The organism is Streptomyces sp. NPDC111507, from assembly GCF_055638955.1.
In genome coordinates, this window is the sequence record NZ_JBVKBU010000009.1 from 90,769 (window position 1) to 113,993 (window position 23,225).

Genomic DNA, 23,225 nt, shown 5'->3' on the forward strand with positions numbered 1-23,225 from the left:
CGGAAGGACGGAAAGTGAACACGAGCACCGATCCGGAGAAACCGGCGACGGCCGCCGCACTGGGCATGCTGAGGCATCCCGAGGGCGGCTGGTTCGTGGAGACGTGGAGGGCGGCGCGGGACTTCCACCCCGACGGCTATCCGGGTCCCCGGGCCGCCGCCACCGCCATCTACTTCCTGCTGTCCCCCGGGGAGAGCAGCGCCTGGCACACGGTCCGCTCCGACGAACTGTGGCTGTGGCACCGCGGCGGCCCCCTCGACCTGCTCCTCGGCGGCGACGGCGAAGCCCCGGACGCGGAGCCGGCGGTCCTGCGTCTGGGCCCCGCCCTGGAAAGCGGCGAGCGCCCGCAGATCCTGGTCCCCGGCCACGTCTGGCAGTCCGCCCGCCCGGCCGGCGACCAAGAAGTCCTGGTCAGCTGTGTGGTGGCCCCCGGTTTCGACTACGCCGACTTCCGCCTCCTCGGCAACGGGCCATGAACCACCGGCGACTCTGCCGTGAACCACCAGCAACTCTGTACATCCTTAGCGGCTTTGTGACCTCCGCCCCTGGTTGCCGATCGCCGGGGGCGGGCATCACCCGAGGGCAGGACCGGCCGCGCACTGTTTCGCGCGGGTCCCGGCCGGCGGGGGTCCGGTCGCCGGGTACCGGTTGTCCTGGGAGGGGAAGTGAGGTTGTCATGCGTGCGCAGCAGCGCGCCGTCCGACTGACCGCCCGCGTGGAGTACACACTGCCGCGCGCGGCCGTTTCGGCAGGCAGGGCCCGCAGGTTGACCTCGGCGTTCCTGACCCGTCCGCGTCCGCGGACGGCGGCGCCGACCGCCGACCAGGTCGACGACGCCACGCTCATCGCTTCGGAGCTCGTCGCCAACGCCGTCCGGCACGGCCGTACGGGCTGCCGGCTGCGGCTGCAGCTGGGACAGGGCGGCGAAGTGACCGTCGAGGTCCATGACGACAGCCCCGGCCGCCCCCGGGTCGGTCTGGTGGACACCGACGCCGAAAGCGGCCGCGGCCTCGCGATGGTCCAGCAGCTCGCCCACCGCTTCGAGGTCGTCAACACGGGCGTCGGCGGCAAGACGGTCCGGGCGATCCTGGCGGTGTAGCCCCGCCCGCCTCACCCGGGAGAGTGACCCGGGGCGAACCGTCCAGCGGAGTCGACCGGTGGAGAGCCCGCCCGCAGGTAGAGACAAGCATGCGCTTCTCTCCTCACGAGCCTCACGAGCTCCGCCTGCCGCAACCGCCGCGCGCGCCGGGCAAGCCGCGCGCGCCACGCGCGCCAGGCAAGCCGCGCAAGAAGTTCCGGGTGGTGGCGGTCGCGGCCACGACGGCACTGGCGGGCGCCCTGACCGCCCTCCTGCTGCTGCTCTCCGGCAACGGAGGCGCGTCCCCGCACCCGGTCTCGGTGGACGAGGCCGAGCGCATGGCACTGGCCCGGTTCCGCGCGTACGAGGCGAGTCCCGCGGAGGTGCTGGTGCGGCTGCCCGCGGCGGAGTCGGGGGACGGGACGATCACGGTGCGTGCGGTGGTCGACCACCATGTGCACCGGGCCGTGGGCGCGTACGAGATCGTCGACGACACCCGGACCGTGCAGGGCCTGCTCGCCTGGGACCTGGAGGGCATTGCCGTGGCCCGCCCGCCGACCGCCGCGCCCGGCGCCGAACCCGGCCGGACGACGGCCGGGCCCCCCGCCCCGGACATCGTGACGAGCGCCGCGCAGGCCGTCCGCAGGGCCGGCACCCTCAAGCGCGAGGAGTGGACCCGCCGCCCCTACTCCACGGCGCCTCTGGACCGAGCCCTGCGTCTGGTGGTGTCCGTGGCCGCGGACCGGCCCGACAACGCGGCACTCCTCGCCCGTTCGGGTCCGCTGTGGCTGCGCGACGAACGCCTGGACGGCCGCGGTTACGGTGTCTTCTCCGGCCCGAGCGCCTCCGCGAGCCCCGTCGACGACTCGACTCTCACCTACTGGATCGACACCGACGGCAATCTCCGCCGCGTCACGGCGCGGATGTCGCCGGGCCACTACGCGACGGTGGACTTTGTGGCGACGAGGGTGCGGACGGGCGTCCCCGGCGCCCCGTGGATGAAGGGCTGAGGAGACCTTCATCGACTGCGCCGGTCCGGCCGGTCCGGAAAAAGGCCCGGGGCTGCTGGGCCGAACGGGGTGTTACGCGGTCTCGGCCCAGCTGGGGACGGCGGAGCGGGCCGGGGTGACGGCCGGACTGCAGACGAAACCCAGACGGGTGAGGGCGCGGGCGACCTCGACCTCGGTGAAGTCACGGCGGTCCTGCTTGGTGATGACCTCCCCGACCTGCTTGACGGGGTAGGTCTGCGGGCCGATGACCACGGACGCGCTGGTGACGGGTTCGGGCTCGCGGCCCGCCATCGAGTGCTCGACCTCACTCTTGATGAGGTCGAAGGGGAAACGGGCGATCACACAACGCATGGTGTCTCCGCGGGATGAAGTTTCACGGCGCCGGAAGGTGGGCACGGCGGACCGGAAAGTGGGCACAGCGGCCAGAAAATTCGCCGGAAATTCAATCCGGAACGACCGGGAACGGCGGGGGCTGAACCGGGGCCGAACCGGACGGAAGAAAAAAAGCAGGTGGCCGGGGCCCGCACCTCAGGGTGCAGGTCCCGGCCACCTGTAAGCGTCGGCCGACTCAGAAGTCAGGCGTCAGCGGGTCCCGGACTAGGCGGGGACGATGTTCTCCGCCTGCGGGCCCTTCTGGCCCTGCGTGACGTCGAAGGTCACCTTCTGGCCTTCCTGGAGCTCACGGAAGCCCTGGGTGGCGATGTTCGAGTAGTGGGCGAAGACGTCGGCGCCGCCGCCGTCCTGCTCGATGAAGCCGAAGCCCTTTTCCGCGTTGAACCACTTCACGGTGCCAGTAGCCATGTCAAATCTCCTTCGGGGCAAAGCTCGAGGACCCACACTGTGCGGGTCCGCGTCGCCGCAATGATTGCCCCATCCGGAAAAACTTCCGGATAATTCAGAAGCGACCGACCGGTACGGACCGGAAAGTACGCTCCAAGACTTTGGGAACCACAACTGCAACTGATATCGACACTAGCACGTGCGGCTCCCGAAGGGCGGCGCACTATCTCACCCCACCCCGGGGAATAAAAAAACCGCCCGGACGGCGGCTCATTTTCTACCACGGTCATGACAGATATGCGCCCACAGAGCCTCTCCGGGGCGGCCCTGCGAGCAGGGGGCGGTGCGGGCAGGGGCGGGGTGATCGGCCGGGCCGCTCACCCGGACGGCCCGGTACGGCTGGTGGGCCGCGGGGCCCGGTGGTGGCGTGAGAGGGACACTCGCGCGTCCGCCCCCTGGAGGCCCCCGCCATGAAGGTTCCGAACGGTCCGACCGCTCCGAACGGTCCGTACCGTCTGCTCGCCCGCGCCCTGACCGCGGGCGTCCTGGTGTCGGCGTCCGCGTGCTCGTTGCCCGGCGTCATGAGGTCCGCGGACGCGCCGTCCATCGTGCCGCCCGCCACCTCCGCCACTCCCTCCCTCACCGACGCCCAGGCCTCGGCCGCGCTGATCACCCAGGGCGAGCTGGGCGGTCGCTGGTCCGCGACGCAGGGCGGGGCGACCTGGCGGGACGGGCTCCTCAAGACCAGGACGGACGCGCCGGACTGTCAGCGACTGCTCGACGGTCTGTACGCCGAGGATCTGTTGGGCGAGCCGACGGGGGCCCGGGCCGTCGTGGGCCTCGACGAGAGCGGCAACGCGGCGCAACTGCGCTACCAGGTCGCCGCGTACGCCGCTCCTTCGGAGGTGGACGCCAAGCTGGCCTGGTTGCGGACGCTGCCCTCGAAGTGCGCGCAGTTCACGTCCACGGACGTGCGGGGTGGGCGGCTCAACGTGACGGTCGCGCCGACGGTGTTGCCCGGGGTGGGCGATGCGCGGGAGGGGCTGCGGCTGACGATGAGCGGGGCGTCGGCCGCCGACGCCGGTGACGGTTCCGGCGCGGTGCCGATGCTGACGCTGGACTTCGCCGCCGTGCGGGTCGGGGACCGTGCGGTCTCCCTCACCAACGGCGGGCTCGGCGGGGCGGCACAGGACTCCACGCAGCAGGCCGTCCAAGTCGGTACGCAACGACTCCAGGACGTCCTGGCGGGCCGACCCCCCACCACCGCGCCGGCTTCCCCCACCACCGGGCCGGGCGACCCCACCACTGGGCCGGCCACCCCCACCACCCGGCCGGGCCGCCCCCTCACCAGCAGGCCCACCGAACCCCTCACCGAGAGCCCCACCAACACCGACAACAACACCACCGACAGCACCACGGCCGACACCACCGACACCACCGACACGGTTGACACCGCCGACACCGCCGACACCGCCCAGGAGGGCTGACCCCCGGGGCCCGACACCAGGACGGGGCTCCGCCCCGATCCCCGGCCCACCCGAAGTGCCTTGCCCGCGGGCCCGTGGGGGCTGATCGCGCAGTTCCCCGCGCCCCTTGAGGCGGGGCTCCGCCCCGAATACCCCGCCCACCCGAAGTACCCTGCCCGCGGGGGCGGTCAGGCCAGTTGGTCGACCGCGTCCTTCGCCTCCTTGAGGCCCGCGCCCGTGGCCTCCCGGTACGCCTTGATCGCCTGGATCTTCCTGCCGTCGCGGGCGAGCGCGGCGACCTTTTCGAGCTCCGGGTCGGCCTCCGCCAGGCCCAGGTGGTCGAGGATCCGGTCGAGCTTCTTCTCGACGCGGGCGATTCTGCGGTCGTTGCGGCTCAGTCTGCTCTCCAGGCCCGCGTAGGCCGCGAAGACGATCATGGAGAGGACGAAGAAGCCGAGTGTTCCCATGGAGTCAGATCCTAGGGAAGCGCGTCCCCCCGGACTCCCGTTCGGGGCAACAACGGGCACCTACCCGGCCGGTACCGCCACCACGGAAGGCGTTGCGGGCACTGACGGCGTGGGCGTACCGGCGGTCCGACCGGGATCGGACGCGGCGCCGCCGGTGCCGCCCGGCAGGATCGCGCCCTCGGTCGCCGACGGCGGCAGGTCCACCGCCGGGGTCGGGGAGGTCGCGCCCCTGATCTCGATCACCGCGCCCACCGCCAACTTCTTGTACAGCCACTGCGCGTCCGTGCGGCGCAGGCCGATCCAGCCGGTCGTGAGGTCGTAGTTCCCGGGGGCCTTCTCGTCGTTGATGAGGGCTGCGACGAAGTTCTTCGTCCCGTCGGCGGCACGCAGCTCGATCACCCAGGCCACTTTCTCCACGTACTTGCCCGAGAACACGCCCAGCGCCCTGGCGCTGTCCTTCGAGACGACCGTCATCCGTCCGGTGGCCGTGGGGTAGCGGACGGAACCGGAGGAGATCGGCAGCTCGCGGCCCGCGACCGTCAGCACACGCCGCGAGAGGTCGACGGTGGCGACGGGCGCGGCCGGGGAGGGGCTGCTGGGCGGGGCGGTGGGGCTCGAGGCCGGGGAGGGGCGGTCCTCGCGGTCGCCGCCGGTCAGGTTCAGGGCCAGGACCAGGGCCAGGCTGGCGGCGGCGCAGGCACCGGCGACGCTCACGGCGGTCCATCGAAAACGCCGGCGCCTGCGGCGTACGGCCCGCAGCCGGATCTCGGCGCCGGACACCGACGGGGGAGTCTGCCCGTCCTGGGCCAACTCTCTCAGGCCGGAGGCGAGTTCATCGGACACGGTCGTCCTCCCTCTTCCCCTCGTCCGTCGGATTCAGCGAGCGCGCGGAGCCTGGCGAGTCCGGGGAGCCCGCGGACGGTTTCCCCCTGTCCGCGCTCTTCTTGCCCCCGTCGACGGTCTCCCACTCGTCCGCCGTCGACAGCGTCTGCGCCAGCGCCGCCCGGCCCCGGGACAGCCGGGCCTTGACCGTGCCCACGGGGGCACCGGTTTCGGAGGCTACCTGCTCGACACTGAGGTCGCACAGATGGTGCAGGACCAGCGCCCTCCGCTGTGCCTCGGGCAGCGTGCGCAACGCGTCGACCAGCGCGGTGCGCTCGGGGTCGGGGCCCGGCGTGTGCTCGGGCGGCGGGGTGCGGCGGACGAGTTCGAGCCAGCGGCGCGCGCGGCGCCAGCGGCTCACCGCGAGCCGCATCGCCACGGTCCGTATCCACGCCTCCGGCGCCCCTTCGGCGAGGAAATCCCGCCGCCGGTCCCAGGCGCGGACGAACGCCTCCTGGACGACGTCCTGCGCCTCGCCGTGGTCCCCGGTGAACGCGTACAGCTGGCCGGTCAGCCGGGGGAACGCGGCGGCGTAGAACGCGTCGAACTCTTCCTCGGTCATGCCCCCCGTCTCTTCCTCGGTCGTGCCCCCGCCGAAGACTTCGGAATTTCAACTGCCCCGTGCAACCCGGCGGTCCGTGCCGTGCGTACAGGTCCCGTACGCCGCACATCGAAACACACCGCAGGGGGATCAGGATGACCAGGAGAGCCAGGAGCCGTCGTATCGCGGCCGGTTGGACGGCGGCCGCCCTGTGCGCGCTCGCGCTCGCCGGCTGCTCGAAGGGGGCGGTGACGGGAAGCGCGGGCACCGAGGTGGACACGGCGGCGAAGCCGGACACGACGGCCGTCGGCCAGAAGCCCACCACCCGGCCTGTCGAGACCACACCCCTCGCGAAGCTCACGGGCGCGCACATCAACATCGCCGACGGGCAGACCGTGGGCGTCGGCATGCCGATATCCGTGACCTTCGACCACGCGATACCGGCCGGTGAACGGGCCGGGGTGGAGCGGCAGTTGAAGGTCGACGCCGATGTCGAGGGCTCCTGGAGCTGGGTGAAGGACCGCGATCTGCTGGAGGGGCAGCGGGTGGACTTCCGGCCGCGCGCGTACTGGAGCCCGGGCACCAAAGTCACGGTACGGGCGGGCTCGGGCATCACCCGGCACTTCACCGTGGGCCGTTCGCTCGTCGCCACGGTCGATGTGCGCACGCACCTGATGAGAGTCGTCAAGGACGGGCGGACCCGGAACGTGCCCATCACCGCGGGCGCCCCGGGCATGGACACCTGGAACGGCACGATGGTCGTCTCCGACAAGGCGACCAAGGTCTTCATGAACTCGCAGACCGTCGGCTACGGCGACGCCTACGCGGGCTATTACTACTACGCCGTCCACCTCACCACCTCCGGGACCTACCTCCACCAGAACCCGAAGGCCGATACGTACGCCGGGCACCAGAACGTCACCCACGGGTGCGTCGGACTCGCGACGGACGGCACCGCCAAGAAGTTCTACGACGAGGTCATCCCCGGCGACGTCATCACCGTCGTCGGCTCCAAGGACGTGGTGGCCGTGGGCAACGGCTACGGCGACTGGAACGCGGACTGGGCCCAGTGGCGGGCCGGCAGCGCGCTGAAGTGAGCGTGCGGGCGGGAGAGCCGGGTGTTCAGGTCCCGGCTCCCCCGCCCGCTCACACCCCCCACGTACCCGACTCCGAGGGACCGCAGGCCGTGCACCACACCTCCTCCCCCGCATCCTCCGACGCCGCGCCTGCCGGGAAGGGAGAGTTCGCCCCGTACGCCACCGCGGCCTGGCCCCGTCTGGTCCGCACCGCGCACCTGCTCACCGGCGACCTCCACGAGGCCGAGGATCTCGTGCGGACCACACTCGCCCGGGTCCGTGCCCGCTGGCGGCGCATCCCGCGCGACGACGTCGACTTCTACGTACGGCGCTCCCTGGTCAGAACCCACCTCGGCCGGACCCGGAGGAGACGCGCCGCCCGTCTGCTGACGCCGCTCCTGCCCGAGCAGGCGCGCCGGGCCCTACCGGATCCCGCGAGGGCCGCCGGCCGGCGGGACGCGTTCGGCCGGGCGCTGGCGGCGCTGCCCCAGCGGCGGCGGGCCGTGGTGGTGCTGCGCCACTGGGAGGGCCTCGGCGAGGCCGAGATCGCGCAGCTGCTCGGCTGCTCGGCCGGCACGGTCAAGGCGCATGCCCGGCGCGGTCTCGCGGCCCTGCGCGCCCATCCCTCCCTCGCCGCCCGCCTCGCCGCCCCCTCCGCCGCCCCGTCCGTCGCCCCGTCCCCCGCTCGCCGACACCCCGTCTCCGGAGCCCGCTCATGAAACGTCACCGCAAGTTCCCGCGTCCCTCGGCCGAGTCCGAGCGGCTGCGCGAGGTGTTCGCCGAAGCCGCCTACGACGTCACCCCCTCGGCCGTACCGCTGGCCGCCATCGAGCGCGCGGGCCGGCGGCGCGGACGGCGTCGCACGGCCGCGGTGGCGGGGTCCGCGTGCGCGCTGCTCGTGGTCCCGCTGGCCGTGATCGCCCTGCGCGCGGCCGTGACCCCGGGGTCGGGCGACGAACGGGGGACGGCCCCCTCCGGTACGCCCATGGCCACGGTGCGGGTCGTGACCGCCGGCGAACGGGTCGAGGTCGCGCACGGCATCAAGATCTGGCTCACCGAGGACGGCGCGCACTGGTCCTCGGCCGCCGACTCCGGGCCTCTGTTCAGCAGTGTGAAGGACGGCGCCGACAAGCCCGGCGTCACCGTCCAGCAGGAGGGCGCGGGGGACTGGGGGTACTTCCTCTCCGGTGTCTACCGCGGCGGGCGCGAGGCGGCACGGGTCGAGATCGAGACCACCGCGGGCCGGGTCGCGGGCACGGCCCTCACCCTCGCGGGCGGACCGCACTGGGGAGTCTGGTACGCGATGGTGAGCACGCCGAAGTCGGTCGCGCCCGGCAAGCCCGTCGATGTGACCAGGAGAGTCACGGTGTACGACGCGGCGGGCGGGGTGACAGCGAGCACGGGGGGCGGCCGGTGAACGCCGCGGACGTGGACAAGGGCACAGGCGCCGTCGGCACCGGCGTCGCCGGGCCGGCCGATGACCACGGCAGCGGCGGGGGCCCAGGCCGCGGGCCCGGCGGCGGACGCCACGGCGCCGGTGGGCGAGGCCGGCTCATGGCGGGCCTGCGACGCGGGCTCGTCAAGCGGCGGATCCGTATCCGTCGCACCCGCGGGCGCCGGCTGCGCCGCGCGCTCATCGTGCTGCTCGCGCTCCTCGCGAACCTCGTCGGCGCGGCCGTGGTGGCGTACCACCTGACGAAGATCCCCGAGCCGCACCCGGAGACGGCCATGCAGAGCACGGTCTTCGTCGACGACCACGGCGACTACCTGGGCCGGCGCGGCCCCGTGGACCGGCAGGAGATCCCGCTCTCGCAGGTCCCCCGCTATGTGCAGGAGGCGGTGATCGCGGCGGAGAACCGGTCCTTCCGCACGGACACCGGGATCTCCCCGAAGGCGATCGCCCGGGCCGCCTGGTCGACGGTGAGCGGCGGCGGCCGGCAGGGCGGCTCCACGATCACCCAGCAGTACGTGAAGAACGCCCTGCTCAGCCCGCAGCAGTCGCTGTCCCGCAAGGCGCGCGAGGCCTTGATCTCGATCAAGCTGGACCGCACCCGTTCGAAGGACGAGATCCTGCAGGGCTACCTCAACACGGTGTACTTCGGCCGGGGCGCGGCCGGCATCCAGTCCGCCGCCAGGAACTACTTCGGCGTCGACGCCAAGGACCTCACGGTGAGCCAGGGCGCGGCGCTCGCGTCCGTCATCAACATTCCGTCGTACTACGAGAAGGCCGGCTCCGACCCGAAGGTGACGGCCAAGCTGGTGGACCGCTGGGAGTGGGTGCTGGACGCGATGGCGCACAGCGGCGCGATCACGTCCGCGCAGCAGGCGGCGGCCCGTTTCCCGGCCTTCCGTTTCTATCCGCCGGGCGACACGGACGGCCAGCGCCAGTACCTCATCGACGCGGCCGCCTCGGAGGCCGCCGACCGGCTCGGCATCACCGAGGACCAGCTTGCCCGCGGTGGTTACACGGTCCGTACGACCTTCGACCTGACGGCGCAGGACGCGACGGCGGAGCTGGCGGCCGACGGCACCGACAAGAAGACCGGGGAGAAGGCGGCCGAGGCGAAGACGGCCGAGGCGAAGGCAGGTGGAAAGCAGCAGGCCGAGGTGAGAACGGGCGGGGACGTCCGGGTCCACACGGCCGTGGTCGCGCTGGTCCCCGGCGACGGCGCGGTCCGCGTGCTGTACGGCGGCGCGGACTACGCCAGTCAGCCCTTCAACGACGCGCGGGACGGAGCGGTGGAGGCGGGCACCGCGCTCCAGCCGTTCTCCGGCATGAAGCTGCTCGCCCCCCTCACGGACCTCACCCGCACCGCGGCGCCGACCCCGCTCCGGCTCGCCTCCGCGTACGCCACGGCGGCGGCGCACGGCGTCTATGCCACGCCGTACACGGTCGCGAAGATCACCCGCGCGGGCCGCACCCTCTTCGAGGCCCACCCCCGCACCCGTACGGCCATGACACGCGCCGACGCGGGGATGGCCGCCAAGCTCCTGTACGGCCGGCCGGACGCTCCTCCGGCCATCCAGACCGGTGCCGCGGGTCTGCGCACGCTCTGGCAGACGACCTACGACGAACGCCTCACCCTCACCGTCGCCCTCTTCGCGGAACACCCGGCCAAGGGCAAGAAGGCGGCCCTGCCCGCACCCCTCCCGTACACGGCGGGGAACCGTTCACTGTCCGTCTCCGAGGGCGTCTGGTCCAAGATCGTCGGCACCGCCGAAGGCCACGATCCGGCTGCGGAACCAAATCCGGGGCTTCCAACCGGCCAAACAAAGCCCATACTGGCTACACGATGACGAAACCCTCCGCGCCCCGGCGCCACCTGCCCACCAGCCCCTTCGCCGCCCCGGTCGTCCCCGTGGCCAAGGAATTCAGCCTCGGAGACCGGGTCACCCACGACCAGTTCGGCCTGGGCACGATCATCGGTGTCGAAGAGGGCATCGCCATGCTCGTCGACTTCGGCTCCCGCCAGGCCCGCATCCTCAGCCCCTACACCCGGATGGACCGGCTCTGACGCACGTCACGAGCCCACACCTCGCGACCGCGCACCTCACGAACGGCCCACTCCACTAGCCGCTCGCCGCTCGTCGGCAGAGGCTGGACGTATGACCGTCCCGGCGCGTGATGACCTTCCTTTCGACGATCTCACGGACTTCGAGAACGCCGATCGGGGGTTCATCGCGGCGTTGGACCCGCCCGTGATCACCGATGCCGAGACACAGATCGTCTACGACGGGAACGCGTACGCGTTCCTGGACGAGGACTGCCCCGACACCGCACACCCCAGCCTGTGGCGCCAGTCACAGCTGTGCGCACGCCACGGCCTGTACGAGGTCACCGAGGGCGTGTACCAGGTGCGCGGCCTCGATCTCTCGAACATGACCCTCGTCGAGGGCAGACACGGCGTGATCGTGATCGACCCGCTGATCTCGGCGGAGTGCGCCGCTGCCGCGCTGGGGCTCTACCACGAGCACCGGGGTTCACGGCCCGTGACCGGGCTCGTCTACACCCATTCCCATGTCGACCACTTCGGCGGCGCCCGCGGAGTGGTGGCGCACGGCAGCGAGAGCGGGCTGCCCGTCCTCGCACCCGAGGGATTCCTCGAGCACGCGGTCAGCGAGAACGTCTTCGCGGGCAACGCGATGCTGCGCCGGTCCGCGTTCATGTACGGCTCCCGGCTGCCGAGGGCGCCGCGCGGCCAGATCGGCACCGGACTCGGCACCATCACCTCCACCGGCAGCGTCACGCTCATCGCCCCGAACGTGGACATCACCCGGACGGGACAGGAGGAGACCGTCGACGGTGTGCGCTTCGTCTTCCAGCTCACGCCCGGGACCGAGGCGCCCGCCGAGATGAACTTCCTGCTCCCCGAGCAGCGCGCCCTGTGCGTGGCCGAGAACGCCAGCCACACCCTGCACAACGTGCTCACCCTGCGTGGGGCCCCGGTCCGCGACGCGCACGTGTGGGCCCGCTATCTCGACGAGACGATCGACGTGTTCGGTGACACCTACGACGTGGCGTTCGCCTCCCACCACTGGCCGATCTGGGGCCGGGCGAACATCGTCAGGTTCCTCGGCGAACAACGGGACCTGTACGCCTACCTGCACGACCAGACCCTCCGCATGCTCAACCGGGGCCTGACCGGCACCGAGATCGCCGAGGAACTGCTGCTGCCGCCCGCCCTGGAGAAGGCCTGGCACGCCCGCGGCTACTACGGCTCGGTCAGCCACAACGTCAAGGCCGTCTACCAGCGGTACATGGGCTGGTACGACGGCAACCCCGCCCACCTCTGGGAACATCCGCCGGTCGAACTCGGGCGGCGGTACGTGGAGTTGGCGGGCGGCCAGGCGGAGACCCTGGTCAAGGCGCGGGCGTACATCGACTCCGGTGACCTGCGGTTCGCCGCCACCCTCCTCAACCACCTGGTGTTCGCCGACCCGTCGAACAACGCGGCCAAGGACACCCTCGCGGGCGTCTACGAACGGCTCGGGTACGGCGCGGAGAACGGGACCTGGCGCAACGCCTACCTCACGGCCTCCCTGGAACTGCGCGCGGGCACCGCCGACATCCCCGTCGACACCACGAGCCCCGAACTGACGTCCGCGCTGACCGTGAGCATGCTCCTCGACTCGCTCGCCGTCCGTATCGAGGGCCCCCGCGCCTGGAACGAACACCTCACCCTCGACCTCGTCGTCATCGACGAGCAGCGCCGCCACCGCGTGAACCTCCACAACGGCGCCCTCACCCACCGCGCCATGCCGGTCCATCACACCCCGAAGCCCCACGCGGACCTGACCCTGACCCTCACCCGCCCGGAACTGCTCGGGGTCGTGTCGGGCCGGGGCCTCGCGGGCATCGAGTCGGACGGCGACACCACCGTGCTGGCCCGGCTGCTGTCGTACGTCTCCGAGCCGGACAAGGCGTTCCCGATCGTGACGCCGTGAAGCCCCCGGGAGGGCCTGCCGGGGGAAAACCGTTCGACAGGTCCGGCTCCCCCGGATGAGGATCCGCGCTGTGACAGACAACGCTGCAAGAGACAACGCCGAGCGGGCCGCCCGCGTCCTCCCCGCCGGCCCGAAGGCGGTGCGGTTCGTCGAGGTGACGAGCGCGGCCATGACCGCCCTGCTGGACTCCGACCTCGACCGGGCCGGCGCCGAGGTGGAGGCCGAACTCACCGAGTACTTCCTCAGCGACAGCGCACGCTGGCTCTGGCGCTACCGGCTGAACCAGCTGACCACGCGGCCCGAGTGCGCGGGATGGCTGTCCAAGGTCGTGATCGCCGAACCGGAGGGTACGGTCGTCGGCTACGCCGGGTTCCACGGGCCGCCGGACGAGACGGGCATGGTGGAGATCGGCTACTCCGTTGACCCCGCCCACCGCCGCCAGGGCTACGCACGGGCGATCCTGGCCGCGTTGATGCGCCGGGCCGCCGCCGACGCCCGGGTCCGGACCCTGCGCGTGACGATCAGTCCCGACAACGCCGCGTCCCTGGCCACGATCGCCGGGTTCGGCTTCACCGAGGTCGGCGAACAGTGGGACGAGGAGGACGGCCTCGAAACCATCTTCGAGATCCCCGCCTCCGAGATATCCGCCCCCGGGACATCCGTCCGGGAGTCCGCGCCCCACCGCCGCCCTTAGGGGTTCTCCGGCTTCCTCGCCCCCGCCGCCCCTACCCGTCCCAGGGGGCCGCGCCCCGCGAGCGGGTCCGTTACAGCGGGGGCTGGGCCGGGGCCGGGCCCAGGGTGGTGGTGCCGGGGGCCGTGCGGTGGCCGAGGCCCGTGCGGTAGGCGTCGAGGGCCGCTTCCACCCGGCCCGTGCGGCGCAACAGGTCCCCGAGGAGGCGGCACAGGGCGGCGAGATCCCCCGCCGCTCCCGCCCGCTCCAGAAGACTCAGCGCCCGCACGTAGTGCTCCTCGGCGGACTCCGTGTCCCGGGCGTCCTCGGCGATGATGCCGAGCAGGCGGTGCGCGCCGGCCGAGTGCACGGCGCCGCGCTCGGGACTGAGGTCACCGAGCACCTCGTGGAGGAGGATGGCGGCCTCGGCCGACTTCCCGCGCCGGTGCAGTACGTCCGCGAGCTCCACGTTGACCTGGCTCGTGTACAGCGCGGCGCGCTTCGCGGAGAGCATCGTCTGCGCCTCCCGCAACTCGTTCTCCGCCCGCTCCAGTTCACCGTTCTGGGCGTACAAATAGCCGCGCATCCAGTGACAGTTGGCGAGCTCGGTACGGATCTGGAGCTGCCGGTAGAGCTCGGAGGCCTTGGCGAGGGAGGCGTCCGCCTCGGCGACCCGGCCCTCGGCGATCATCGTGCGGGCGACGGAGCGGTGCATCCGGGCGACGAGGGCCGGATCGCCCACCTGGGGCGCCAGGGCGAGCGCGAACTCCGCCGCCTGCGCGGCCCGCGCATGGGCGCCCATGTCCATGTACGGGGCGATGACGCCCGTGTAGAGGAGCAGCAGCGCGTCCGGGTCGTGCATTCCCGTGCGGTTGAGCTCGTCGAGGGTGGACTCGAACAGATAACAGGCGTAGCGGAGTTCACCGGCGAGGTAGTGGGACACGGCCCGGCCGCGCAGGGCGGGCACCCGGTTCGGGAGGGGCGCGTCGCCAAGACGCTGTTCCGAGGCCTCGAAACGTTCCCGCGCGGTCTCCAGGTTCCCGGTCTCCAGGGCGCATTCGCCGAGCCCGAGCAGCGCCGCGGCCTGCTCGGCGACAAGCCCGTGCGCGTCCGCCTCCGCGAGGAGCGCGTCGTACTGCTCCGCCGCGACCTCCGCCTCGCCGGTGGCGAGCGTGCGCTGGGCGTCGGTGAGCCGCAGCCGCAGATCGGTGGCGAGGTGGGCGGGGCGCCCGGTCGCGATCTCCTCGTACGCCACCCCGAGCCGCTCGGCGATGTGCCGCAGCGCGGGATCGGAGGCCCGCACCCGCCCGGCCTCCAGCGTGGAGATGTACGCGGGCGTGTACGCCGGTTCCGCCAACTGTTTCTGCGTCAGCCCGCGTTCCGTACGCAACTGCTGAACCCTGCGCCCGATGACCTCCGGGCCGTCACGCTCCGCCATGGATTAAGCATGCCATTAACCCGACTTACACTCGGCCAAGTTTTGACTATTGTCCAACTCCCCTTGCGCCCCTTGCCCTTTGATGCTTCGAACCCCTACGTTAAGCGGCGGATTAAGCCTGCTTAATACGCCGCTGTTGTTGCGAGGTCGCCATGCTCCGACGTATTTCCGCGCGCTACTTCAGAGGATTCGGTGCGGCCGTCGTCGCCGTCGCCGCCCTGGTCCTGGCAGCGAACGCCGGCCCCGCCCGGGCGGCCGAAGCCACCACCCCGCACCTCCAGCACCTCACGGGCCACGCGCAGGCCCTTCGCTAGACCGGCCGCCGACGGGAACTCCCCCGTCCCGTCGGCGGCCCCTACGCTGGCTCCGTGATCTCGCCTGCCGCACGCATCGCACTGGACCTCACCGCCGACCTCCCGGTTCCCGACCTGGAGGACTTCTACCGCGACCTGCACCAGCACCCGGAGCTGTCGATGCGGGAACACCGGACGGCCGCCGCGCTCGCCGACCGGCTGCGCACGTCCGGGTTCGACACGGTCACCGGCGTCGGCGGCACCGGAGTCGTCGGCGTCCTGCGGAACGGGCCCGGTCCGACCGTGCTGCTGCGCGCCGACATGGACGCGCTGCCGGTGCAGGAGGAGACCGGACTGCCGTACGCCTCCCGGGTGCCCGGCGTGATGCACGCCTGCGGGCACGATCTGCACGTCACCTGGCTGGCGGGCGCGGCCCGGGCACTCGCCGCCGGACGCGACACCTGGTCCGGCACGCTCCTCGTGCTCGGGCAGCCCGCCGAGGAGACCGGCGAGGGCGCCTCGGGGATGATCGCGGACGGACTGTACGAGAGGTTCCCGCGGCCGGACGTCCTGCTCGCCCAGCACGCGGCCCCCGGTCCCGCCGGGCTCTACGCCCACTCGCCCGGCCTGATCATGTCCGCCTCCACCGACGTGGACATCGTCGTGCACGGGCGGGGCGGGCACGGTTCGCGTCCGGAGTCGACCGTCGATCCGGTCGTCACCGCCGCGTACCTCGTGACCCGGCTGCAGACCGTCGTCAGCCGGGAGATCGCGGCGCGCGAGTCGGCCGTGCTGAGCGTGGGACGGATCGAGGCGGGCACCCGGCACAACATCATCCCCGCCGAGGCCCGGATCGCCCTCAACATCCGTACGCAGTCGGACGAGGTCCGTGAGCGGATGATCGCGGCGATCCGGCGGATCGCCGCGGGCGAGTGCCTGGCCGCCGGCTGCCCGCGCGAGCCCGACGTCGTCGTCGTCAACAGCTTCCCGGTCACCGTCAACGACCCGGAGACCGACCGCCGGGTCGCGGCCGTGCACGGCGAGGTCTTCGGCACCGGGACGATCCTCGACCCGGGCCCGGCGATGGGCAGCGAGGACTTCCCCCGGCTCGCGGAGGGGAAGATCCCGTACTCCTACTGGTTCGTGACCAGCACCCCGGCAAAGGTGTGGGACGCGGCCCCGGGGGACGACCTCATGGAGAAGTTCGCGGCCGTGCCCAGCAATCACAGCCCCCAGTTCGCGCCCGACCTGGCGACGCTGGCACCCGGCGTGCGGACACTGGTGTCGGGGGCACTCGCGTACCTCGTCAGCCCGGAAGAGCCTTCCTGAGTTCCTTGTCCAGTTCGGCGGCCAACTCCGCGTCGCCCGGCGGGTCGTCGGTGAACAGCTTGCCCAGCTCGGTGGCGAAGGTCTGGGTGAACGCGCCGTACAAGGGGGTGCGAGGGCGCTGGACGGCGCGCCGGAGCGCGGGGAGCAGGATCGTCCTGGCGTACGCGGGGCGCCCGTGGTCGTCGCGCGGCATGCGGTCGGCGCTCTCGCCGGAGGGGGAGGCCGAGGGGGACGCCGCTCCGGGTGTCCTCGCCACGTCGCAGGTCACGTCGTCGGCCGTGTACGCGGACTCCCGGGTGGCCGCGAACCCCGCGTCGAGCAGACAGCGTTCACTCTCCTTGCTGGTGAGGAACCGTATCAACTCCCTTGCTTTGTCAGCCTGTTGGGACGCTCCGGCCAGCGCCAGGTTCTGGCCGCCGAGCACCGCCCGGCCGGGCAGCGGAGCGACGCCGAGCTGCGCGTCGCTCAGGGACTGGTGCAGGGTGCGGTAGGCGTAGGGCCAGTGACGCAGGAACGCCGTACGCCCGTCCGCGAAGTCGGTGAGCGATTCGCCCTCGTCCGAGCGGACCGCGTCCCCGAGCGTGTACGCGCGCTGGGTGCGGGCGCGCAGCTCCGCGAGGCCGTCCGTCAGCTGCTGGACGGTGGCGGTGTAACGGCCGTCCTCGTCGGTGAGGCCGGCGCCGTCCGTGGCGGACAGGAACGCCTCGATCCCGTTGACCGTGCGGCCCTCGTACGGGCCGAGCTGGGTGGTCCAGCCCTTCTCGTACCCCTTGGGCCGCGACCGGCCCGGCGCCTCGACGGCGTCGATGAGGTCCCGCAGCTGCCGCCAGGTGATCCCCTTGCTCAGGTCGGTGTCCTGGACGTGCGCCTGCTTGAGGTGGTCCCGGCGGTAGTAGAGCAGGCCGACGTCGCTGTTGAAGGGGACGGCGTAGAGTTTTCCGTCCCAACGGGCCGTGCTCGCGACCGACTTGATGACGTCCGCGTCGACCAGGGCGTCCGGCAGCGGGCTGATGAGGTGCGCGGCGGCGAACTCCGGCACCCAGGTGACGTCCAGGTTGACGACGTCGTACTGGGCGCCGCCGGACTGGAGCGCGCCGAGCAGCTGGCTGCGCTGCTGGTCGGCGGAGCCCGGGAGTTCGACCAGGCGGGCGTGGACGCCGCTGTGTTCCCTGTCCTGCTGGGCGTTCCACGCGTCGATGAGCTGCTGGCGGATGCCGCCCTTGCCGGTCACGTCCCGCCCGCTGGCCACGACGATGTCCCCGGAGATGCCGGGAGAGACCGTATCGCCGGGTCCGGCCCGCCCGCCGCCGGTGCAGGCGGTCAGCAGCAGAGCGAGGGCCAGCCCGTATCCGTAGACCCGCCCGTGGCCCCGCCCGGATGTCCGACGCCGTCGCCGCATCACTCGTCCCCCGTTCCGGTGCGCGCGACCTCGTCCCGCAAGCCCGCCACGAGGTCGCCCTTGGTGTCCAGGCAGCGCCCGCCGCTCGCGTCGGAGATCCGCTGGTCGGGCCTGCCCTTGGCGCAGCCGCCGCTGTCGAGGGCCGCCATGACCACCGGGACGCCCTTGGTCCGAGCCGAGGTGAGCAGCTCGTCCAAGTGGCCCTTCGCCGTGAGGTGGTTGTCGTCCTCGTCGTCCGTGAGGAAGACGATCAGCTCGGGGCGGTCGTCGTCCCTGCCCTTCTGGGCCATGGTGTCCAGCGCCGCCTTCAGCGCGCCGTACGGGTCGGCCTCCGCGTCCTTGACCGCGGCCCGGCCGAGGGCCCGCTCGGCGTCGCCGCGCTTGTGGGGTCCGAAGGGCAGCAGTTCGGCGTACGGGCTCCGGCCCGGGGAGGCCACGGACCAGACGCCGTACTCGTCCTGGGTGCCGAGTCCGCCGAGGGACTGCTTGAGGATCCCGGGGGCGCCGCCCGGCCCCTGCCACAGGCCGGCCATCGAGCCGGAGCTGTCCAGCAGGAAGAGCACCCGGCCGGGGCCCTTGGCGTTGCGGTACTGGTTCAGGGCCGTGTCCATCGCCTCGGCGCCCGCGGCGACGGCGGGCCGGCCGGGGTCGGAGATCAGACCGGTGGCCGAGTCGTGGGCGGCGAGGAAGGCGCGGGCGCCGGAAGGGGCGCGGAAGCCGTCCTGCCCGAACACCCCGAGACCGGTGCCCGTGAGCCAGTCGTGGAAGCGCTGTACCGCGTCGTCCCGGGCCGCCTCGTCATGGTCGCCGTCCTTCCAGCGGACACGGACGAAGGTGGGGGTCAGGCCCGGCACGTCGTCGGGGTACTCGGCCATCCGCGGGGTGCGTGTCGTCTGGTCGCAGCCGACCCCGCTCACCATCAGGAACTCCGGTACGAGGGCCGCGGTGCTCCGGTCGGTGTCCGCGTTGTCGGGCAGGGTGCACAGCAGGTCACCGGCAGTGGGCGCGGGCGGTCCGGTCTGGGCCACGCTCCCCTCCGCCCGGCCCACGTCGGCCTTGCCCGGGCCGTAGAGGCCGACCGTGGCCAGCAGCGCGGAGTCGGTGTACTCCGGGTCCGGGCGCCGCACGGAGGCGCTCTTGTCCCGGCGCGCCAGCTTCGCCCGCAGGCCCGCGAGCGAGTCGCCGGTCCGGTCGCGCACCGTGTCCTCGGCGATGCCCTGCGGCAGCGACAGCACCATCGGGGAGTACGCGAACGGCACCGTGTCCGGCACCAGCGTCACGTAGGTCCGCGCCACCCCGAAGGAGCGTGCCCTGGCCGCGGTCGCGAGTGTGCCCGGGATCCAGATGTCCGGCTGGGGCCCGATGTCGCGCTGCGGGTCGGTGTCGTCGCTCACCGGCCGTTGCCAGGGGTCCGACTGGTCGCGCAGGCCCGCCACCACGGCCGCCGAGCCCGCGCCGTACACCGTGATCCCACTGCGCCGACAGCCGCCGCCCGTGGTGTTCGCCGCCGACGTGAGATAAGTGTCGGCCGCCTTGCGGACGGTGGATTCGAGATCGGGGTCCGTGAGCAGCCGCAGTTCCACGGGCGGGCCGCAGGTGGACCGGTCGGAGGCCGCGTTGTCGGCGACGAAGTAGCCGACGAGACCGAGGGCGGCGGCGAGGACGAGGAGGACGACGGCGGCACGGCGGGTCGATCGCCAGCCGAGGGCCTGGCCGGGGGGCCGGTTCGGGGCGGGAGCCGAGGGCCGGAGCGCGCCCGGGCTTACGGCCGCGGACCGTAACCGGGCCGCCGCCGCACGCACCCGGGCCACGAAGGCGCGCCGCCGACGGCGACCGGACGCGGGGAGGCTCGCCGGACCCGCTCCGACGGCCTCCGCCCTGGAGCCGACGGTTCTCCCGGCTCCCGCCCGGATCCCCAGCACCACGTCCACCGGAGGGTTCTCCGTGCGGCTCTGCGGTTCCCATGCTTCGCCGCGTTCGGTCCGGTGGTGGGTGGACATGTAGGCCCTGAGCGCCTCCGCGAGGGCCAGGAAGTGAACCTCGTCGCCCCGTCCCTCCTCGCCCTGCCCCTCGCCCTCCTGATCCTCGATGCCCGACGTCAGCAGTTCCACCAGCCGGGCGGTGAACGGCGTGGGGGTGTCGGCGTCGCCCGCGTCGATGCGGTGGTTGGCCTGCACGCTCATCAGCACCGAGACGCGCCGTCGGACGTCGGGGCGCTCCACGGCCTCCCACACCCGGGCGGCGTTGCCCGCGTTGCAGCAGTCGAGGACGACCACGATGCGCTCCGCGTGGCTGTTGGCGAGGATGCGCAGCACGTTGGTGAACCGGGCCGCGCCCTCGAACCCCGCCGTCTCGCCCCGGACGACCTCGGCGTCGCGCATCTGCAGCCACAGTTCGTCGCCCGCGCTGGGCACGGCGCCGTGTCCGGCGAAGTAGAGCAGGAGCAGCCCCTCGGCGGAGCCGGCGGCCGCGCGCAGGGAGTGGCGGAAGTCGGCCAGCCGTGGTGAGCGCGCGACGGTGATCTCCAGGGGACGGAGGACTCCGCCCCGCTCCAGGGCCCGTACGAGCACGGCGAGGTTGTGGGCGACGGCGGGCAGCTGGCCCGGGACGCCGTCGCGGTGCTTCGGTCGCGTGAACTCGTACTCGGACACACCGACCAGCAGCGCCCGGTTCGCCTTTCCCCGCGGGTCGAAGCGGTCCACCCGGCTACCTCTCGTCGGAACCCAGGGGATCGACACGGGCCTCCGGCGGATCGCCGTTCTCCACGGAGCCGCGGTTGTCGCTCCAGGCCCGTACCGCGCTCTTGACGTGTGCGAGCAGTTCCTTGAAGAGCGTCTCGGCGCCCGCCCCGATCAGTACCAGCACGATGTCCATGCCGACGCCCATGGGCGTGCCGTGCTCATCGGTCCCGGCGCGCTCCTCGATCCTGAGATCGCCCTGTTTGACCAGCTGCTCCAGCGGCCTCTCCCGCTCCAGCCATTTCTTCAGGGCGCCGACATCGCTGTCGCTCGCCGTTCCGTCCAGACGCACGCGGATGGCCCGGGCTGCCACACCGTCCCCCTCAGCAGTCATGACTCACCATCATGGCACCGGAGTTGACGCCGGGGGAGGCTCTCGACAGGGGCGGAACGGCATGCCCACGCATTCCAGGGACCCCTGCGCCTCCTGTTGTCAGTGGCATGACTTAACCTTTGCCCACTCGCCACACACGGCTCACAGGTTCTGCACGGATCGCAGGTCATCCACGGCTCGCGGTCCTACCCGGCCAGGACATCACCCGACCCGTATCCGTGGCGTCCACACTTCGTTCCGGGGGGTTCGAATCAGCGTGCGTATGCGCACTCTTCCCGCCGCCACAGCGCTGGCGGTCCTCTTCAGCTCCGCGGTGCTCGTCGCCGCACCGGTGGCGTCCGCCGACACCACCAGGCCCATCGCGGTCTCGGACGCGGACGACACGGTCGTCGACGGCGTCCATCAGCGGCTCTACTTCAGCGACCGTTACCAGAACCGGATCGTCGTCACCGACAACACCGGCAAGGTCGTCACCTCGCTCACCGGGCTGCCCCAGGTCCGGGACCTCGAACTGAGCCCGGACTCCGGCACGTTGTACGCGGCGGTCCAGGGGGCCGACAAGATCGTCGCCTTCGACACGGCGACGCTCACCCAGACCGCCGAGTACGCCACCGGCGAGAAGACCATCCCGTCCCGGCTCGCCTACGCCGACGGCAAGCTGTGGTTCGGCTACGGCGACCAGTGGGAGTCCGGGCTCGGCGAGGTCGACCTGACCGCCGAGACGCCCACGGTGACCCTCGACCTGGCGGCCGGCCACGACTTCTCCAGCCCGCCCGAGCTCTACGCCGACCCCGACAACCCGGGCACGCTGCTCGCGCTCGACGCGCACATCAGCTCCGCCCCGATCGTCGTCTACGACATCTCCTCCGGCACCCCGGTGATCCGCGTCTCCGCCGAGAAGGGCGGCTTCTACCGCGACGCGGCGCTCACCCCGGACGGCCAGAACGTCGTCGTGGCCGGGCCCGGGAACCGGGCACTCACCGAGTACCGGCTCTCCGACCTGGAGCAGGTGCGCACCTACCCCGTGCGCGACGAACCGGAGACGGTCAGCGTCGCTCCGGACGGCACGGTCGCGGCGACCGTCCTCGACACCGACAACCTCGGCGACACGTATGTCTTCAGCGGCGGCGCCGACAAGCCCGCCAGCGTCCGCAACCTGTCGTCCAGCTGGATGCCGTGGTTCGGGCACTCGATGAACTGGTCGGCCGACGGCGGGAAGCTGTTCGTGCTGACCGGGTCCAACGAGTCCACCGAGTTCCACGCCGTCGACGAGCCCCGCAAGTACGCCGGCACCCTGACGGTCTCCGCGCCCGCCACCGCCACCCGGGCCAAGTCCCTCACCGTCAGCGGCAAGCTCACCTCCGGTCTGGCGCTGCCCGCCGGGACTCCGCTGACCGTCACGCGCACCGACATGGAGTCGCCCGACGGCAAGTCGCTCGGCACCAAGACCCTCGGCTCCGGCGGGACGTTCTCCTTCAAGGACACCCCGCCGGCCGGCGGCAAGGTGAAGTACACGGTGAAGTACGCGGGCGACGTCACCCACACCGCGGCGTCCGCCTCGGACACGGTGGAGGTCTCGCGCGCCACCCCGACGCTGACCCTGAACAACGATCGCAAGGTGTACGCGTACGGCACCGACGTGAAGTTCACGGCGCACCTGGGGTCGACGTACAAGAACCGCACGGTCGAGATCTGGTCCGACCCGTTCGGCTCCGACAAGCCCAACAAGCTGGTGAAGTCCGGCAAGGTGAACTCCTCGGGCAACCTCACCGTGACGCTCGACCTCACGCGCGACGCGAAGGTCACCGCGAAGTTCGCGGGCGACTCGCGCTACAAGTCGAAGTCCGTGAGCAGCACGGTCGGCGCCAAGGTGAAGGTGTCCACGGCGATCAGCGGCCAGTACAAGAAGAAGTCGGTGTACGGCCACACGTACTACTACTTCCACAAGTCCAAGGACCCGCAGTTCACCACGACGATGACGGCGTATCCGCACCGTCAGCAGCGGCTGGAGATGGAGCTCTACTACCAGGGCACCTGGTACGACGCGGGCACCAAGTACTTCAAGCTGAGCTCCACCGGCGTGTCCCGGGTGCAGCTCGGCGGCACCCATGAGACGGGCTACCGGATGCGTGTGCGCTCCTCGTACTACAACGGCACCTCGGGCGACAACGTGAACTCGACGACGCACGGCGACTGGAAGTACTTCATCTTCACCAGCTGATTCACCAGCAGAGCTGATGCCTCGGCGCCGTGACGCGCGAACCCTCCGGTCACGGCGC

At 72.0% G+C, this 23,225-nt stretch carries 22 protein-coding genes and 1 pseudogene; 14 read left to right on the forward strand and 9 right to left on the reverse strand.

The window, feature by feature from the left end:
- Window positions 1–14 precede the first annotated feature (14 nt).
- From ACZ7M2_RS31705 to ACZ7M2_RS31715, 3 genes are all read left to right on the forward strand, one after another.
- Window positions 15–476: a cupin domain-containing protein gene (locus ACZ7M2_RS31705; protein ID WP_471598236.1), complete on the forward strand. Its 462-nt coding sequence runs from the start codon at window positions 15–17 to the stop codon at window positions 474–476.
- Between the two features lie 200 nt (window positions 477–676).
- A complete protein-coding gene (locus ACZ7M2_RS31710) occupies window positions 677–1,099 on the forward strand; it encodes an ATP-binding protein (protein ID WP_229889357.1) in 423 nt (140 codons plus the stop codon).
- 89 nt (window positions 1,100–1,188) lie between these two features.
- A complete protein-coding gene (locus ACZ7M2_RS31715; protein WP_471598237.1) occupies window positions 1,189–2,088 on the forward strand; it encodes a hypothetical protein in 900 nt (299 codons plus the stop codon).
- A 72-nt stretch (window positions 2,089–2,160) separates the two neighbouring features.
- On the opposite strand, the gene ACZ7M2_RS31720 is transcribed toward ACZ7M2_RS31715, so the two are convergent.
- Both ACZ7M2_RS31720 and ACZ7M2_RS31725 read right to left on the reverse strand, forming a co-directional pair.
- The gene (locus ACZ7M2_RS31720; protein ID WP_471598238.1) at window positions 2,161–2,439 is read right to left on the reverse strand and encodes an SCO5918 family protein; all 279 of its coding nucleotides are present in this window, start codon (window positions 2,437–2,439) and stop codon (window positions 2,161–2,163) included.
- A gap of 246 nt (window positions 2,440–2,685) precedes the next feature.
- A complete protein-coding gene (locus tag ACZ7M2_RS31725; protein ID WP_010986199.1) occupies window positions 2,686–2,889 on the reverse strand; it encodes a cold-shock protein in 204 nt (67 codons plus the stop codon).
- 449 nt (window positions 2,890–3,338) lie between these two features.
- Between ACZ7M2_RS31725 and ACZ7M2_RS31730 the strand changes: the two genes are divergently transcribed.
- Entirely contained in the window at window positions 3,339–4,355 is a 1,017-nt protein-coding gene (locus ACZ7M2_RS31730) for a hypothetical protein (protein ID WP_471598239.1), read from the forward strand.
- A gap of 167 nt (window positions 4,356–4,522) precedes the next feature.
- Here the strand turns inward: ACZ7M2_RS31730 and ACZ7M2_RS31735 are convergent, their stop codons facing one another.
- The 3 genes and pseudogenes from ACZ7M2_RS31735 to ACZ7M2_RS31745 form a co-directional block, all read right to left on the reverse strand.
- Window positions 4,523–4,801, reverse strand: a complete 279-nt coding sequence (locus ACZ7M2_RS31735; RefSeq protein WP_471598240.1) for a ribosomal protein L7/L12 — start codon at window positions 4,799–4,801, stop codon at window positions 4,523–4,525.
- Between the two features lie 60 nt (window positions 4,802–4,861).
- Window positions 4,862–5,644: a L,D-transpeptidase gene (locus ACZ7M2_RS31740; RefSeq protein WP_471598241.1), complete on the reverse strand. Its 783-nt coding sequence runs from the start codon at window positions 5,642–5,644 to the stop codon at window positions 4,862–4,864.
- A 106-nt stretch (window positions 5,645–5,750) separates the two neighbouring features.
- Window positions 5,751–6,245 (reverse strand): annotated as a pseudogene (locus tag ACZ7M2_RS31745) (SigE family RNA polymerase sigma factor); the annotation flags it as partial.
- 134 nt (window positions 6,246–6,379) lie between these two features.
- On the opposite strand from ACZ7M2_RS31745, the gene ACZ7M2_RS31750 reads away from it, so the two are divergent.
- From ACZ7M2_RS31750 to ACZ7M2_RS31780, 7 genes are all read left to right on the forward strand, one after another.
- Window positions 6,380–7,321 carry a L,D-transpeptidase gene (locus tag ACZ7M2_RS31750; protein WP_471598242.1) on the forward strand — a complete coding sequence of 314 codons (942 nt, stop codon included), beginning with the start codon at window positions 6,380–6,382 and terminating at the stop codon, window positions 7,319–7,321.
- 89 nt (window positions 7,322–7,410) lie between these two features.
- Complete coding sequence (locus ACZ7M2_RS31755; protein WP_471598243.1) at window positions 7,411–8,019, forward strand: SigE family RNA polymerase sigma factor; 609 nt, start codon at window positions 7,411–7,413, stop codon at window positions 8,017–8,019.
- The gene (locus tag ACZ7M2_RS31760; RefSeq protein ID WP_471598244.1) at window positions 8,016–8,717 is read left to right on the forward strand and encodes a hypothetical protein; all 702 of its coding nucleotides are present in this window, start codon (window positions 8,016–8,018) and stop codon (window positions 8,715–8,717) included. The genes ACZ7M2_RS31755 and ACZ7M2_RS31760 overlap by 4 nt, the downstream gene beginning before the upstream one ends.
- On the forward strand, window positions 8,714–10,597 hold the full coding sequence (locus tag ACZ7M2_RS31765) for a transglycosylase domain-containing protein (RefSeq protein WP_471598245.1): 1,884 nt from the start codon (window positions 8,714–8,716) through the stop codon (window positions 10,595–10,597). Before ACZ7M2_RS31760 ends, ACZ7M2_RS31765 begins: the two co-directional genes overlap by 4 nt.
- Window positions 10,594–10,815, forward strand: coding sequence for a hypothetical protein (locus tag ACZ7M2_RS31770; RefSeq protein ID WP_054234148.1), 222 nt, complete (start codon window positions 10,594–10,596; stop codon window positions 10,813–10,815). The genes ACZ7M2_RS31765 and ACZ7M2_RS31770 overlap by 4 nt, the downstream gene beginning before the upstream one ends.
- 91 nt (window positions 10,816–10,906) lie before the next feature.
- Window positions 10,907–12,745, forward strand: coding sequence for an alkyl/aryl-sulfatase (locus tag ACZ7M2_RS31775; RefSeq protein ID WP_471598246.1), 1,839 nt, complete (start codon window positions 10,907–10,909; stop codon window positions 12,743–12,745).
- A 70-nt stretch (window positions 12,746–12,815) separates the two neighbouring features.
- Complete coding sequence (locus tag ACZ7M2_RS31780; protein WP_471598247.1) at window positions 12,816–13,439, forward strand: GNAT family N-acetyltransferase; 624 nt, start codon at window positions 12,816–12,818, stop codon at window positions 13,437–13,439.
- 70 nt (window positions 13,440–13,509) lie between these two features.
- Here the strand turns inward: ACZ7M2_RS31780 and ACZ7M2_RS31785 are convergent, their stop codons facing one another.
- Entirely contained in the window at window positions 13,510–14,853 is a 1,344-nt protein-coding gene (locus ACZ7M2_RS31785; protein WP_471598248.1) for a helix-turn-helix domain-containing protein, read from the reverse strand.
- 152 nt (window positions 14,854–15,005) lie between these two features.
- Here ACZ7M2_RS31785 and ACZ7M2_RS31790 point away from each other — a divergent pair, with 152 nt between their 5' ends.
- On the forward strand, window positions 15,006–15,167 hold the full coding sequence (locus ACZ7M2_RS31790) for a hypothetical protein (protein ID WP_162489364.1): 162 nt from the start codon (window positions 15,006–15,008) through the stop codon (window positions 15,165–15,167).
- A 54-nt stretch (window positions 15,168–15,221) separates the two neighbouring features.
- Window positions 15,222–16,475 (forward strand): amidohydrolase, encoded by a 1,254-nt coding sequence (locus ACZ7M2_RS31795; RefSeq protein WP_471598249.1) that lies wholly within the window; start codon window positions 15,222–15,224, stop codon window positions 16,473–16,475.
- On the opposite strand, the gene ACZ7M2_RS31800 is transcribed toward ACZ7M2_RS31795, so the two are convergent.
- Genes ACZ7M2_RS31800 through ACZ7M2_RS31810 form a run of 3 tightly spaced genes read right to left on the reverse strand, consistent with a single transcriptional unit; the run spans window position 16,453 to window position 20,946 of the window.
- Window positions 16,453–17,874: an extracellular solute-binding protein gene (locus tag ACZ7M2_RS31800; protein ID WP_471598250.1), complete on the reverse strand. Its 1,422-nt coding sequence runs from the start codon at window positions 17,872–17,874 to the stop codon at window positions 16,453–16,455. The two genes, ACZ7M2_RS31795 and ACZ7M2_RS31800, sit on opposite strands and share 23 nt — an antisense overlap.
- The gene (locus ACZ7M2_RS31805; protein WP_471598251.1) at window positions 17,874–20,576 is read right to left on the reverse strand and encodes a caspase family protein; all 2,703 of its coding nucleotides are present in this window, start codon (window positions 20,574–20,576) and stop codon (window positions 17,874–17,876) included. The genes ACZ7M2_RS31800 and ACZ7M2_RS31805 overlap by 1 nt, the downstream gene beginning before the upstream one ends.
- A 4-nt stretch (window positions 20,577–20,580) precedes the next feature.
- On the reverse strand, window positions 20,581–20,946 hold the full coding sequence (locus ACZ7M2_RS31810; RefSeq protein ID WP_471598252.1) for a hypothetical protein: 366 nt from the start codon (window positions 20,944–20,946) through the stop codon (window positions 20,581–20,583).
- Between the two features lie 262 nt (window positions 20,947–21,208).
- On the opposite strand from ACZ7M2_RS31810, the gene ACZ7M2_RS31815 reads away from it, so the two are divergent.
- Window positions 21,209–23,167: an Ig-like domain repeat protein gene (locus tag ACZ7M2_RS31815; protein WP_471598253.1), complete on the forward strand. Its 1,959-nt coding sequence runs from the start codon at window positions 21,209–21,211 to the stop codon at window positions 23,165–23,167.
- The last annotated feature ends 58 nt before the right edge of the window (window positions 23,168–23,225 follow it).